This window comes from Hyalangium gracile (assembly GCF_020103725.1).
Classification (GTDB): Bacteria; Myxococcota; Myxococcia; order Myxococcales; family Myxococcaceae; genus Hyalangium; species Hyalangium gracile.
The window spans coordinates 83,056-98,056 of the sequence record NZ_JAHXBG010000038.1; the positions used below are offsets into that span (position 1 = coordinate 83,056).

At 68.2% G+C, this 15,001-nt stretch carries 5 protein-coding genes; 4 read left to right on the forward strand and 1 reads right to left on the reverse strand.

The window, feature by feature from the left end:
• Positions 1–20 precede the first annotated feature (20 nt).
• Genes KY572_RS47600 through KY572_RS43540 form a run of 4 tightly spaced genes read left to right on the forward strand, consistent with a single transcriptional unit; the run spans position 21 to position 9,912 of the window.
• The gene (locus tag KY572_RS47600) at positions 21–5,642 is read left to right on the forward strand and encodes a methyltransferase domain-containing protein (RefSeq protein ID WP_263452476.1); all 5,622 of its coding nucleotides are present in this window, start codon (positions 21–23) and stop codon (positions 5,640–5,642) included.
• 23 nt (positions 5,643–5,665) lie between these two features.
• A complete protein-coding gene (gene dapF / locus KY572_RS43530) occupies positions 5,666–6,517 on the forward strand; it encodes a diaminopimelate epimerase (protein ID WP_224249691.1) in 852 nt (283 codons plus the stop codon).
• Positions 6,518–6,555: 38 nt separating this feature from the next.
• The gene (locus KY572_RS47980; RefSeq protein ID WP_224249692.1) at positions 6,556–8,406 is read left to right on the forward strand and encodes a response regulator; all 1,851 of its coding nucleotides are present in this window, start codon (positions 6,556–6,558) and stop codon (positions 8,404–8,406) included.
• Positions 8,407–8,418: 12 nt separating this feature from the next.
• Positions 8,419–9,912 (forward strand): DUF4388 domain-containing protein, encoded by a 1,494-nt coding sequence (locus KY572_RS43540; protein WP_224249693.1) that lies wholly within the window; start codon positions 8,419–8,421, stop codon positions 9,910–9,912.
• A 655-nt stretch (positions 9,913–10,567) separates the two neighbouring features.
• Here KY572_RS43540 and KY572_RS43545 read toward each other — a convergent pair.
• A complete protein-coding gene (locus KY572_RS43545; RefSeq protein WP_224249694.1) occupies positions 10,568–14,938 on the reverse strand; it encodes an RHS repeat domain-containing protein in 4,371 nt (1,456 codons plus the stop codon).
• Positions 14,939–15,001 lie beyond the last annotated feature (63 nt).

The window sequence follows — 15,001 nt, forward strand, 5'->3', positions numbered from 1 at the left end:
CTCCACCCGCCAAGCTACCCATGCATCCCACATTCCGCCGCATGGGGCCCAGTGAACTGCTGCCCCGCTACATCTTCGTGGAGAGCCTCATCGCCCGCAGGCGGGTGCTCGAGGTGGACTCGGTGGCCTCCACGGGCGGCGAGAGCGCTCGCTTCCTGCTGGAGCGCGGCGCTCGGGTGGTGGTGGCCTGTGACGCGGATATGGCCGCCGTCGAGGCCGCGCAGAAGGCCCATGGCGGCCCCACGCTGCGCTACCGCGCCAACGTCTATGAGGACCTGGAGTCGGGCAGCTTCGACACCGTGCTGGTGGCGGACCTGGCGCCCTATGTGCGCGCCCCGGCGTTGCTGGCGGAATTGGCGCGGCTGGTGGCGAAGCAGGGCTACCTCATTGGTGGGCTGCGCAACGTGGGTGGCCTGGCCCTGTGGCAGCTGATGGAGGTGGAGGAGGGCGTGCCGCCCACGTACGGGCAGCTGCTGGATGTGCTCTCGGCGCACTTCCCTCATGTGGAGGTGGCCACCCAGAGCCCGCTGCTGGGCTACCAGCTCGCCTTCGAGCGCGGGGAGGGCCTCCAGGTGGATGGCTCGCTCATCCGCGGGGGCGAGGCGGCGTACTTCGTCGTCATGGCCGGCCAGGAGCCGGCGCGGATCGTGGACCCCACATGGGTGCAGCTCCCGCCCGAGCCGCTCGCGTTCACCAGGGGACGGCTGGACGAGGTGGCCCAGCGCGCCAAGGCCTGGGAGGAGCGCGCCGGGAAGCAGAAGGAGCTCGTCACCAAGATCCGCGCGGAGCTGTCGGACCGCGAGGCGGAGGTGACGGCGCTTCATCCGAAGCTGGAGCTGGCTCGGGACGAGGTGGCCCGGCTGACCGCGCAGCTGGAGCAGGCGCGGGGCACTACCGAGCAGGCCCGGGAGCGGGATGAGCTGGCCGCGAAGCTGCGCCGCCGCGAGCTGGAGCTGCAGGTGGCCCAGGAGCGGCTCACGGACGCCGAGCGGCGGATGACGCAGCAGCGCCTGGAGCTGGAAGGGGTGCAGCGCGTCCAGGCCGAGGCCGGGGTGCAGGTGCTGGCGGCTCAGGAGGCCCAGCGGCTGGAGCGCGCCCGCCGCGAGGAGGTGGGGGCCGCGCTGGAGGAGACGCGCGAGCGGTTGACCCAGGCGTACGCCGAGGTTCGGGACCTCCAGGACGAGCTGTCGAACCTGCGGATTGCGCGGGAGAAGGATCGGCTCGCGGCGGACCGGGCGCAGGAGCAGGTCGAGGATCGTCGGCGGCAGGCGGAGGCAGCGCGGGAGCGGGAGCTGCGCATCGCCGAGCAGTACTCGCAGGCCCTGGCCGCGGTGGAGCACCTCAAGGTCGAGCTGGCCCAGGTGAAGGAGGCCTCGCAGGCCTCCGCGGATGCGCTCCTCCTCAAGGAGGCGGAGCTGGCGCGGGTGGCGCGGGGGCTCGAGGAGGGTCGGCAGCGGGTGTCCGCCGCCGAGGCCGGGCGTCAGGAGGCCGAGGACCGGCTGGCGGAGAGAGAGGCGGAGCTGCGTGGGTTGGGCACGGAGCTGGAGGCGGCGCGTGCTGTCTCGGCACGGCTGACGGCGGAGCTCGAGGCCCTGAAGCGCGCCGAGCTGGCGGCTCGGGAGACGATCGAGAAGCTCGACGAGGAGATCGTCGCGGCCCGTGGCCGCATGGCGGATCTAGAGGAGGATCGTGAGAAGGCCGCCGCGGCGTTCGCGCAGTCGCTCGAGTCGGAGCGGGAGCTGGGAGAGCAGCGGCTCGCCCAGGCTGTGGCGGAGGAGCGGGCTCGGACGGAGGCGGTCGGTGTGCAGCTCGCGCGGGAGACGGCCGCTCGCGAGGCGCTGGAGCTGCAGCTCGAGCAGCTTCGCTCGCTGAGCCAGACCGAGTCCGCTGCGCGTACCGCGACGGCGCTGGCGCTGGCCGAGGCGGAGCAGAAGCTTCAGGAGCTGACGGAGGCTCGCGAGGAGCTGCAGCGGCAGGTGGCCGAGGCTACGGCGGCGCTGGAGGCCTCGCGAGGGGCGCTCGAGGCGGAGCGGGCTCGGAGCAGCGGGCTGGAGAGGGAGCTGGCCGGACTTCGGGCCGAGCTGGAGTCGGAGCAGCAGCGTCGGGGCGGGCTGGAGAAGGAGCTGACAGGACTTCGGGCCGAGCTGGAGGCCGGCGAGCAGCTTCGCGATGAGCAGCAGCGGGAGCTGGTCGGGCTTCGGGCGGAGCTGGAGGCCGGCGCGCTGCGGCGCGGTGAGCTGGAGCGGGAGCTGGCCGGACTCCGCGCGGAGCTGGAGACGGGCGAGCGGCAGCGCGGCGAGCTGGAGCAGAAGCTGAGCGGACTCCGTGCGGATCTGGACGCCGGGGAGCAGCTGCGCGGCGAGCTGGAGCGGGAGCTGACCGGACTCCGTGAGGAGCTGGAGACGGGCGAGCGGCAGCGCGGCGAGCTGGAGCAGAAGCTGAGCGGGCTCCGTGCGGACCTGGAGGCCGGGGAGCAGCTGCGCGGCGAGCTGGAGCAGAAGCTGTCCTCCATGCAGTCGGAGTTCGGCGCTGGGGAGCAGCTGCGCGACGAGCTGGCGCGGGAGATGACCGGCCTGCGGTCGGACCTCGAGAGCGAGCGGCAGGTACGCGCCAAGGCCGAGGCGCTGGCGACCGAGACCCGCGGGACGCTCGAGACGGAGCGGCAGGAGCGCTCCCGGCTGGATGCGGAGCTGGCGGAGGTCCGGTCGCTTCTGGAGACCGAGCGTGGGGAGCGTGCTCGCTCGGGCGATGCGCTGGCCCAGCTCCGGGTCGACTTCGAGGGAGAGCGGGAGCACCGCACCCGGGCCGAGGTGACGCTGGCGCAGACCCAGGCGGCGCTGGAGGCCGAGCAGGCCCGGCGTGCGCAGGTCGACACGATGCTGGAGCAGCTCCGGGCCGCGCTCTCGGACGAGCAGGGGCAGCGCGCCCGGACGGACGAGACGCTCTCGAGGACGCGGGAGGAGCTGGCCTCGGAGCGTCAGGAGCGTGCGCGGGTGGAGGAGGCGCTCGCGGCGGTGCGGGCGCAGCTCGACTCGGAGCAGAGCGGGCACTCCCAGGACGTGGAGGCGCTCTCGGCGGCCCAGGCCGCGCTCAGCGCGGAGCGCCAGAGACGGATGGAGGCGGACGAGCTGCTGGCCCGGCTCCGGTCCGAGTTCGCATCGGAGCAGGAGCAGCGCGCCCAGTCGGAGGCGGCGCTGGCCCAGACCCGGAGCGAGCTCGAGACGGGACTCCAGGAGCAGCGGCGGCTGGTCACCTCGCTCGAAGAGGTGCGCGCGGAGCTGGCCACCGAGCGCGAGGCGCATGTCCGGCTCGACGAGTCGCTGGCGAGCGTCCGCGCGGAGCTGACCACCGAGCGCGAGGCACACGCCCGGCTCGATGATTCGCTGGCCACCGTCCAGGCAGAGCTCGCGGCGGAGCGTCAGGGCAGATCCGAGGGTGAGGCGGGGCTCGCGGAGCTGCGCGCCGCGTTCGCGACCGAGCGGAAGGATCGCGAGGCGGCCGAGGCCTCACTCGCGCAGCTCCAGGAGACGCTGGACACGGAGCAGCGGGAGCGCGAGCAGATCGCGGGCCTGCTCTCGGAGGCTCGGAACGGCTGGAACTCCGAGCGCGAGGCGGGCACCCAGCTGCGTGCGGAGCTGGAGGGGCTCGAGGCGCGGCTGGCGGAGCAGCGCACCGCCCACGAGGAGCTGAAGGCGCTCGTCGAGCGGGAGCGTGGAGCGAGCGCGGAGAGCCTGGCCGCTGCTGCGGCTCGCGAGCAGGAGCTCCGAGCGACGCTGGAGCGCCTCGAGGCCGAGAAGACCTTGGCGGAGGGCACGGCCCAGGAACAGCGGTCCACGCTGGCGGAGCAGGGGGCACGGGTGGCCACCCTGGAGCGCGCGCTCGCGGAGACGGAGGAGCGTGCTCGTCAGCTCACCACCCGCGTGGAGGAGAGCACCGCGGCCCGGGAGCAGGAGCAGGCCCTGGCTCGCGAGCGCGAGGCCGCCTGGGATGCCGAGCGTCAGCGCCTGCTCGCCGGAGTGGCGCAGTTCGAGGCCGCGCGTGTCGAGATCATGCGGCTGGGCGCGGAGCTGCAGCGCATGAGCCAGGCCCTGCAGCAGCGAGACTTCCACCTCGCGCGGCTCGATGCCGAGCTGAACGACACCCGGGCCCGTCTGACCGCCGAGCATGAGCAGGCGGAGCTGCTCGGGGTGCAGCTCGAGTCCGCGAGGCGGTTCGCGGGCCGGGCCTCCGCGGCGGAAGCCTCGCTGGAGGCCGAGCGCGCGGCGCTGGAGTCCGCCCGCACCGATCTGGAGGCTGCCCGCTCCGAGCTCGCCCGAACCCAGGAGGCGCTGCGCACGGAGCAGGAGCGCAGCAGCCGTCTCGAGACGGAGGGCGCTGCCTCGCTGGAGACGGTCCGAGGCGAGCTGGCCCAGGCCAACGAGGCGCTGCGCACGGGACAGGAGCGCATCGGCCGCCTGGAGGCGGAGCTGGCCGCGCTGGAGTCCGCTCGCGCGGAGCTGGCCAGGGCCAACGAGACGCTCAAGGCGGAGCAGGAGCGCCTCAGCCGCATCGAGGCCGAGCGCGCCGCCCTGAACTCCGAGCGCGAGCGCCTCCAGTCGGACCTGACCGTGGCGAAGGCGGCGCGTGTGCGGCTGGAAGGCAAGGTGTCGTCGCTGGAGAGCGCCGCCGCGGAGGCCACGAAGCTCCTCGAGACCGAGCGGGCCGAGCGCGCACGCCAGACGCAGGCGGCGGAGGGAGCGCAGGAGGCGAACCGGCAGCGGGAGAAGGAGACCTCCGAGGCGTTGCAGGCCGCCCAGCAGCGGGAGAAGGAGGCCACCGAGGCGGCGCAGTCGGCCCGGCAGCGGGAGAAGGAGGCCACCGAGCGCCTCACCGCGCTCCAGCGGGAGCTTCCGATCCTCCGCGAGGAGGCGGAGAGCCTGGGCGCGGAGAAGAAGATCCTCCTGGAGGATCAGGCGAGGCTCGAGACGCGGATCCGCGAGCTCACCACCCGGCTGGAGGAGGCCGAGGCAGGCAAGGTGCCCGCCGTCGATCCCGCCATGGCCGAGGAGCTGGAGCGGCTCAAGGGCGAGCGCCGGGTCCACGAGGCCGAGGCGCAGGAGCTGCGAGAGGGGCTGGCCCGCGCGAAGACCCAGGAAGAGGACCTGCGCGCCACCCTGACCGAGCGTGAGCAGAAGCTCGAGGAGCTCCAGCAGCGCGTGGTGACGTACGACCAGGAACTGGCCAACCTCCGGCGCGCGGCGGCGGCACGTCCCACTCCGGCTCCCGCCTCCGCGAAGCCGACGCCCACGCCGGTGGCAGCCAAGGCTGAACCGGCCCGGCGACCCGCGACCCTGCCCCCCATCCCGGGAGCGCCCGCGCCTCGCCCGGCCGCAGCGGCCGCAGGCTCGGCGCCCCCGGTCCTTCGACCGGGCCCCGGTACCCTGTCGGGCGCGCCTGTCCGCACGCCTGCTCCGGGGACAGGCTCCCGGCCTGCCCTGGCTCCCACGCCTGGAACCGCGGGAGGGCCGCCTGTGCTCACCCCCGTCGCTGGCGGCGGGGCGGGGCGTCCTCCGGTCTCATCCACGGCCCTACCCAACAGGCCGAGCAGCTCGATTCCCACGGTCGGCCCGGGGATTCCCCCGAAGGTAGACGGGCAGGAGTGAGCCTCCGCCGCTAGGATGAAGCCGTGGCGGAACGCGAACGCATCTTCAAGTACCACGGGCTCGGGAACGACTTCGTCGTGCTCGATCGGCGCCAGACGGGCGTGGACATCGACGCCGAGCAGTCTCGGTGGATGTGCGACCGGCGGCGAGGCATCGGCGCGGACGGAGTCCTCTCGCTCCTTCCCTCGGCGGCCGGCCTGGCGCGGATGGTGGTGCACAACGCCGACGGCAGCATCGCGGAGATGTGCGGCAACGGCCTGCGCTGTGCGGTGAAGTACCTCGTGGACTCCTCCGGCGGTCGGCCCGAGCGCATCCAGGTCGAGACCGGCGCCGGAGTCCTCTCGTGTGTCCCGGGTTACGGCGAGGGCGGAGTGGCCGAGGTGGACATCTCCATGGGGCCCGCGCGGCTGGTGGCTCCGAACCTGCCCTCGGGGGCCACGGGCCAGCCGTTCCTCGAGGCGCCCGTGCCGGGCCACGCGGGGCTGCGCGGCTCGGCGGTGAGCATGGGCAACCCGCACCTCGTCCTGCTGGATCGTCCGCTGGATGAGGCCGAGCGCCTGGGCCCGACGCTGGAGCGCCACCCCTCCTTTCCGGACCGGACCAACGTCGAGTTCGTGCGGGTGGACGCGGATGGCCTCACGGTGGTGGTGTGGGAGCGAGGCTGCGGGCTGACGCAGGCGTGCGGGACGGGCGCCTGCGCGGCGGCGACGGCGGCGGTGCTGGCGAAGCGGCTGCCGGCGGATGCCTGGCTGCGAGTCACTCTTCCGGGCGGGGACCTGCGCATCCGGGTCCCCTCGGACCTGTCCGACATCCGCCTCCGAGGCCCGGTGGCGTTCGTTTTCGAGGGCGTTGTGGGGCTCCCATCGGGTCGGTAACCTCTTCCTCTTCTCTCGCCCTTCGAGACCTCCCCGCCGTGGCAGGCACCATCCTCCTCGTCGACGACGACCGTTTCTTCCGAGAGCTCGCCACGGAGATGCTCACGCGCCGGGGCTACCGGGTGGTCGCGGCGGAGGACGGTCCTCGCGCGCTGGAGGAGGCGGCCCTCACTCGGTTCGATCTGGTCATCACGGACGTGATGATGCCGGGGATGGACGGCTTCGAGCTCACGGCGAAGCTGCGCGAGCGCAACCCGGACCAGGAAGTGCTGCTCGTCAGCGCCCGGCCGGACGTGAAGGGCTCGGAGATGGCGCTGAAGGCCGGAGCGGCCGACTGCCTCACCAAGCCGGTGGAGGACGCGGACCTCTACCTGGTGGTGGACCGGGCGCTGCAGCGGGTGGCGCTGCGCCACGAGCGGGCGCAGCTGCGCGACGAGAACCTCGAGTTCACGCGCGACCAGAACCTGCACCGGCGCTGCCTGGAGTTCCTCGCGTACCCGGATCTGGAGGGGCTGCAGGAGCGCGTCACGGCGGACCTGGCGGCGGTGTGCGACGCGCAGAGCGCGGCGCTGTGGCTGGGGGATGACCGGGGCGAGCTGGTGCTGCGGGCCTACCGGGGGCTGTTGGACAGGCAGTTCCTGGTGGAGCGGATGAAGCCGGAGGGCGCGCTGGCCGCTCGGCTGCGAGACGCCGCGCCGTGGCTGGTCCGGGAGGAGCGCTCGCCGGTGCTGTACGTGCCTCTGGTGGCGGGGGGGGAGCTGATGGGGCTGGCGCAGCTCTCGGACCCGATTGGCGGGGAGTTCCTGCCCGAGCACGTGCGGCAGGCGCGGGTGATTGGAGACTTCGCGGCCGTTGGAGTGAAGAACGGGCGGCGGATGCTGGCGCTGCAGCGGCTGGGGCTGAGGGACCGGGACACGGCGGCGTACAACCTCAGCTACTTCACGGACTACGCGTCGAAGGAGATCTACAAGGCGCGGCGCTACGGGCGGACGTTCTCTCTGCTGACGTTCTCGATCGACAACCTGCCGCTGGTGCGGGTGAGGCTGGGGGCGGGGGACGCGAAGAAGGCGGTGCGAGGCATCATCCGTGCGCTGTCGCGGATCATCCGGGACTCGGACGTGATCGCGAAGGCGAGCGATCAGGAGTTCTACCTGCTGTTGCCGGAGACGGACTTCTTCGGGGCGCTGATGTTCGTGCGGCGTGCGGTGGCGGCGGTGCGGGACGAGCCGGACGTGCAGGAGGTGGAGGGGAAGTTGCCGCTGGCGCTGGTGGGAGGGGCGAGCACGTTCCCGAAGGACGGCGAGGACTTCGACGAGTTGGTGCACCGCTGCCGGCGTCGCATGGACGAGCGGCGGGCGTCGCTGCAGCGGCGGCTGCTGCTGGACGGGTTGCCGTTCTGGGACGAGGTGGAGCTGCTGTTGGGGATGCCGTCGAGCCCGAAGCTGCCCTCGGACGAGCGGGCGGAGCCGTCGCGGCGGGGCAAGGTGTCGGACGTGCTGTTCGACGAGCTGCAGGCGGAGATCGCGCGGGAGCTGCTGAGGGATCCGGGCTCGCGCGGGCTGCTGTACGTGGGAGGGCCGGAGATCCGTGCGGATCTGCCGATCGCGTCAGGGCTGGAGACAGCGCCGCCGGAGCTGGCCTCGCGCATCTACCTGTTGGGGCGGCGGTTGGACCTGGACTCGCACCCGGCGGTGACGCCGGTGTTCCTGGAAGGGGACGAGCGGGTTGCGAGGCACGAGTTCTTGTTCTGGCTCTCGGAGCACGCCTCGTACGCGTTGATCCAGCGGCGGGGTAAAGGGGCGACGTGGGGCTTTCACTCCTCGGACACCGCGGTGGTGGACGGGCTCATCACGAAGCTGCAGGCCGAGTACGACCTGCAGCCGTACTAGCGAGCGCGCACGGTGGCCCAGGCTCGGAAGATCCTCATGGCGGACCCCGACCTCGACTCGGTGAGGCTGCTGACGCGCGCGCTGAGGCAGAGGGGCTACCAGGTGCACTACGCGCCGGACGGCTCGAGGGCGTTGGAGATCTGCGTGTTGCGGCACCCGGACCTGGTGCTGTTCGACGAGGCGTGCAAGCTGCTGGACGCGAGGACGTTCATCCAGATTCTGAGGACGAACCCGCGGACGGAGGAGGTGCCGGTGGTGTTGACGACCACCAACCAGGACCTGGATCGGCTGAGGGGGCTGCGGCTGGCTGCGCACCTGAAGAAGCCGTTCAACCTGGACGAGGTGCTGGGCCGCATCGAGCACATCTTCCGGCGGGCGGAGGCGGCGAAGGACCTCAAGAGCGAGGCGCAGGAGATTGAAGGCTCGCTGAGCCAGCTGGGCATTCCGGATCTGATGCAGATCCTGGGAATGAACAAGCGCAGCGGGAAGCTGAGCCTGGAGCGAGGCAACGAGCGAGGAGAGATCCAGGTCGGAGACGGGCGGCCGGTGAACGCGAGGCTGGGGAGGGTGGAGGGGGAGAAGGCGCTATTCCGGCTGCTGACGTGGACGGAGGGAACGTTCACCTTCGCGCCGGGAACGAGCCCAGGGAAGCCACGCATCACCCGGGCAATGGACGACGCGTTGCTGGAGGGAATGCGGCAGGCGGACGAAGTGAACCGGCTGATGCCGTCGTTGCCGCCACGGACGACGCGGCTAGTGATCGCGCCGGATGCGGACCTGCCCCAGGACCAGCACCCGGTGACGGCGCAGGTGGTGGACCTGCTGAGGCAGCCGAGGGCGCTGGGAGAGGTGCTGGACCTGGCGCCGGCGACGGACCTGGAGGTGCTGGGAGTCCTCATCACGCTGATGCAGAAGGGTGTGGCGAGGGTGGCGGAGGGAGAGGAGGAGGGGAGTGGCCCTCTGCTGGGACCGGCGGAGCTGCACGCGCTGCGGAGCCGGGTGCTGCGAGGGAAGTCCCCGCTGAAGGTGGTAACAGCAAAGGTGTTCATTTGCGGCAACGGCCCGTCTGCGGCAAGGCGGTTGTTCGCGCAGTTGCCGGGCCTGGCGGCGGTGTCGGCAGAGCCCACAGCCGTGAAGAGCGGCTTCGGGACACTGGGCAGGCTGGAACTGAGCGAAGTGCTGCACCTGGACTTCTGCGTCCTGCCCCCGGCGGAGGCAGCGCGGCCGCTATGGCGCCCCTTTAGCGCGGGAGCGGTGGGAGCCCTGCTGATGGACACCTCCGAGGCAGCAGTGCGCCTCGCCAGCTACCTGGCTTGGGAGATCCGAGTGCCCGTGGCCGTGGTGGGGAACACCGTGCCTGAGAAACTGCAGGGTGCCCCAGCCGGAGCCATGGCGCTAGGAGAAGACCTGACCGAAGTCCTCCGAGGCCTGCTCATCCAGAGCCTTCACCCGGCCCCCGCCACACCAGGGATGCAGCAGGGAATACGCGCCGCTTCTTCAGCTTGAGAGAGCATTGCTCAGCAGCCTAAAGTCAACCTCTATTCTAATCTTGGCATGATATACCACGCCGCTATCCTGCCGTGAGTAGGTTCCGCGCCATCCCGGCGATAGAACGTTGAATTGAGTTCACTATCGGAGACGGTCACTGCTCTCGGTAGTACTGTTGTTGGGTGGTGTCACTACATCCTGAAAAGGACGGCCTGAGGCATTCTCTCTCAGCGTCCTTCAACAAATCAGCGCAGTTCCCAGAATTCCCAGCCTAGGCGTTTCAATACCGTCGCTTATGCAGCGGATATTTCGAACCTTCGAGCGAAAACCCTTATTACGCTTGCTGTGGTGTTGGTAGTGATCTCGAAGCATTGTATGTCTACGAGGTCTACTCCCATGACAGCCCATTGTTGTTTGAGTCCCGTCAGTTTAGGTGAGTCGCTGATACAGCACGCCTCCAGGATTGAATCCGGGCCGATCACCCCAAAATTCATCTGAGCATCGAGGCCGTAACAGTCAGTGAATCGGATCTTTTGCTTCTGGCCGTCTGTCCACTCGACGAGCATCTCTACCTCGTCGCGCTTACCAGGTGCCGAGCGATCGATGTTGATATTCAGCAGTGTTGAGTCGTGCCACTCTAGTGTGTCGAAAGTCTCTCTAATTCTTTCGGTCATTACTTAAACCCTGGATCCTTTTCGCCCGGTGCAGGGCTGTAGTGTTTTTTGCCGTTATTGATATGGTAGTGGCTCTTGTTTGGCCCCTTCTCTCCAGTAGGCGTGCCTGGATCTATCCGCAGTCGCTCGGTGTACTTCCCATCGATGATTTCACCATAATTGCCCTCACGATAGGGATTTTCAACATAACTCTTAGGAATCTCGTATTTGGGCCCCTTGGGAAGAGCTACCCCCTGGGGTGTCACATGGAACACTCCATCGACTCTACCGCTCTCCTTTGCTGCGGCAGCTTCAAGTTTCTTCAAAACCCGAGGCATGGCTGGGGTCGTTTCTGCCTTCATCAGCGAGCCAAGGATAGTGCCGCCTCCTACAATAGCACCCTCTAACAACTTGCCTTCAGCGTAGCCCTCTGCCGCATCTAGGAAAAGATGGGTCTCAAGTTCTGCTGCTTCACCCATGCTAGATGCAAACTTGTCGCCGAGTGGCGCAGCCTGCTTGGAAGAGATCGCATTGATGGTGGCACCCTTGACGGTCTCCCCGAGGCTCTCCTTCGTCGCCTCAATTACTTCTTCAACTTGGTTTCCAACCGCTTCGACTTGGTGGACGACTGGTAGAGAGGAGAGATAGTCGGCGGTTTGGCTGCTGGCAGAACCGAACGTGCGCTTGACGTTTTCAAACAGCCAGCCCGTTGTGCTCGTATTACAGTGGATGTAGTCGCAGACCGTTTTCTGCAACTGCTCTCGATCCTTGAGCACCGCCTGTAGTTTCTCTGCTGCATGGTCGCCTCTGTACTGGTAGGCCACCGCATGCAGAAGACTGGCGAGTTGCTCTCCGCTCAGTTGAGAGATTTCTGCCTCATAGAGAGTTCCCTGGATGTTCTGTCCGAACTCGGTCAATGCAGGGTCGTGCCCGGTGATATCCTTCCACTTCAGCGGGTTGGCGTACGCGTACACGTACCGATGTAAACTCGGAGCGTCGTCCAGTCTGCCTTCGTAGCTGTCACGGCTCATGAACCGTCCCAACTCGGAGTCATAGTACCGAGCGCGTGCGTAGGTCAGTCCTGTCTCCACGTCGAGCTGGTGCCCGGTGAAACCCAGCTTGAAATCGCCGGCCGAGGGGCCTGTGCCACTCCGGTGATTGCCCCAGGCGTCATACTGGCGTGTCGTCGTCACCTCGCCGGTGAGGGACGTTGCGAGGGACACACTGTCCAGTACGTCGTTGCTGAGGAGGCGGGTGTTAGTGCTGGCGCCAGTGCTGTCGCTGACAGCCAACGGTTTCTGAGCGTAGTGGTAGCGGCGCTTCGTCAGTCGCGTCGCATCCACCTCTTGAAGGACAAAGTGACCATCTTGCACGTACTCCACATTCTCGTGAGCGGTGTGGCGCCAGATGCGCTGCAGGTTGGCGTCGTAGTCATAGCGGCCCACCTCCTGGTCGTTGTCGTGTGCGATCGTGAGTGTGTTGCGAATGTCCCACGAGAACGAGCGAGTGCGCGCGGACGAGATAAGAGAGGAGAGGTTGCCATTCGCATCATAGCTGAGTTGTCGCTCTCTGGAGGTATCCAGATGGTCAGCAAGGCGCATCAGCCAGTCAGCACGGTTGAAGGTTCCAGAGGTGTTTCGTGAGAGCTGGCCAGCAGAGACTGAGTCGAAGGCTTCCGGGCCCAGCGATGAGACGACCGAAGAAGGAGCGTCGCGCTCTCCAGTCCGATTGCCGACGGCATCCAGACGATAGAGGACAACTCGGCCGTCGGGATAGGCCACGCCCGTGAGCCTGTCGAGGGCGTCGTAGCCGTAGGTGGTGGTCTCAGGGGATGCCAGTGCCTGAGTATCGGGTTGAGTGCGTGTCTCCGTTTGGCGCAGCCGATTGCCGTTGAGGTCGTAGGAATAGGCAAAGCGACTGCGCAGCGGGCCATTTGGGGTGCAGTCCTCGGACACAGCGCCTTGGGCCAGAACGATGTTGGTGAGTTGGCCTGCGACGTCGTAGCAGCGCTGCTCAGTCAAGCCGTTGGGCAATTCCGTGGTCTGCGGGAGCGAGTCGGGCCAGTACTTGAAGATGATCGTACCCCCAGGAATGATCGCTTGCGAGACCCGGTCGAGCGCATCGTACTGATAACTCGTCGCGACGTTGTCTGGGTCGGTCACGCTCTTTCGCTGCCCTGCCGCGTAGTACGTGAAGGCAAGGGTCTTGTTTGAGGGAAGCCTAGTGCTCTCGAGCCTGTCGAGCTTGTCGTACGTATGCGTGGTGTGCTGCTGAACGACAGTGTTCGCATCTGTCCGTTTGGTTTCGATGATGTCAGTGAGATTGCCGTTGGCGTCGTACGTGAAGCTTTGCGCCTCGATAGAGGGGAAGGCTCTCGGCAGAGCGTGGTTCGAGTAGGTGCGTGAGGCCAGGCGGTCCAGCAGCCTATGGACGGAGGCTGTTACCTGTCCCTTGGCGTCGGTGAAGGTCTCGAGGTTGCCGTTGGCGTCGTACGTCGAGCGCCAGGTGAGGGTCCCCACGTCGGACAGGGTCTCGGCGCCCGGTTCGAAGAGGGGCAGGGTGGTTCGGTGCGCCGCAGTCAGCCGCAAGTGCGCGTCGAGGTGGACGTGCTCGGCAATACGGTGGCCGAGCGCATCGAACTCGAACGTCGAGAGGTTCCCGTTGGCATCCTGCTTTGCCACGAGGTTGCGCGTGGCGTCGTAGACGAAGGAGTAGTGGCCTCCCAGTGCATCGACCACGTCCGTGAGCTTGCCTACCTCGTCATAGGTGTAGCGGGTGACGTGGGTTCCTGTGCAGACCTGAGCCCGAATCTGCTCCACCGTGAGGCCCGTCGCCTGGCCATGTCCCATCGTCGGGTGCCCCAGCGGGCGCTTCACGCACAGAAGGTTGCCCGTGGCGTCGTAGGCGCTTGCCGTGACTCGCTCCAGGGCATCCTCGGAGCGCACCTGCCGGTTCAGGTCGTCGTAGGTCCAGCGGTTCGTGTAGGGCTTGCCCGGGTCTCTCGGGCCCAGCGTGGAGACCAGGTTGCCGACCGCGTCGTAGGTGTGCCGGGTTGTTACCGCTTCCGGCGTGCCTACTCCTCGTGTCTCCTCCAGCAGTCGTCCTGCGGCGTCGTAGCGGTAGCGGCTCGTGTGGTTGTTGGGATCGATCCGTGTCACCGCGAGGCCCGCGGCGTTGTAGGTCGTGGACTCGATGCGGAGCGTATTGCCGAGGCCTCGCGTCTCGCTCACCCGCCGGCCCAGGCCGTCATGGAGACGCACGGTGGGAATCTCGCGCCGGTCCACCAGGGTCTGGCTGCGTGCGGCATCGTCGTACGTGTTTGTCTGGGTATAGCGTGCCGTGGACTGGTTGATGTCGAAGTCCTGCTGCTTCGTGAGCCTTCCCGCAGCGTCGTAGTCGTAGCGGGTCGTGTGTCCCTTGGCATCGCGTGCGACTCGCAGGTTCTGCGCGTCGAAGCGGGACTCTCGAACGTGGTTCAGTGCGTCCTGCACGCGCACCTCGCGATGCAGGCCGTCCTGGACGTGAATGGTTTCAAACGTGCGAGCGTCCCGCTCCACCACGCGAACCAGACCGGTGTCGATATCGGGCGTATCGAGGTACAGGCGCTCCAGCGTGGTGAGCGGCGTGCCTCCGCTGGAGATGCTCTCCACCAGCCGCTCGAGCGCCGGCCGGCCCGCGACGTCGTAGCCAGTGGTACGGACGATGCCGCGACCATCCGTCTGCTGGATGGCGTGACCCTCGCCGTCATAGACGAAGGACTCGATGACGCTCATGGGCTTGCGCCGCTCCAACAGCCTCCCCAGCGCGTCGTGCTTCTCCTCGGTGCGCCGGTTCAGCGCGTCCACCTGGGCTGCCAGATTGCCGTGACTGTCGTACTCGAGGCGGGTGGTCAGCCCGAGCGCGCTTCCCACGCTCGAGTCATCCGGCGTGCGTCCCAGTGTGCCGCTCGGCTCGCTGGCCGCGTCCACCGTCTGCTGGTAGGTCCGGTCCAGGTCGTCCTTGAGGACTACCGTCAAGAAGCCGCGCGCATCCTTCGTCGCGACCGCGTTCTGCGCGTCGGCGTAGGCCATCCGCGATTCGTAGGTGTCCGTCGCATTCCCCAGGCTCTTGAATGTCTCCTTCACCTCGAAGGGCCGGTTCAGCCCGTCGTACCGCGTCGTGCGACGACGCTGCTCGATGCCTCCCGCCAGCCAGCGCTCCACCTTGGGATTGCCATTGAGGTCGTATTCGCGTCTCTCCTCTCGGCCCACTGGATCCACCGTGCGCACGAGCCGGTTGGCGAAGTCGTACTCCATGCGCGTCTCGTGGTGGTTTCCGTCCACACTTCGCGTCTTGTTCCCCACCAGATCGAAGCGCGCGAGCGTCTCGTAGCGCTGGGGTGGCGCATCCATGTCCGGCCCAGGCACGCTCGGGCTCTGCACGCGCACTACGCGATACAGCGAGTCGAGCCCGTA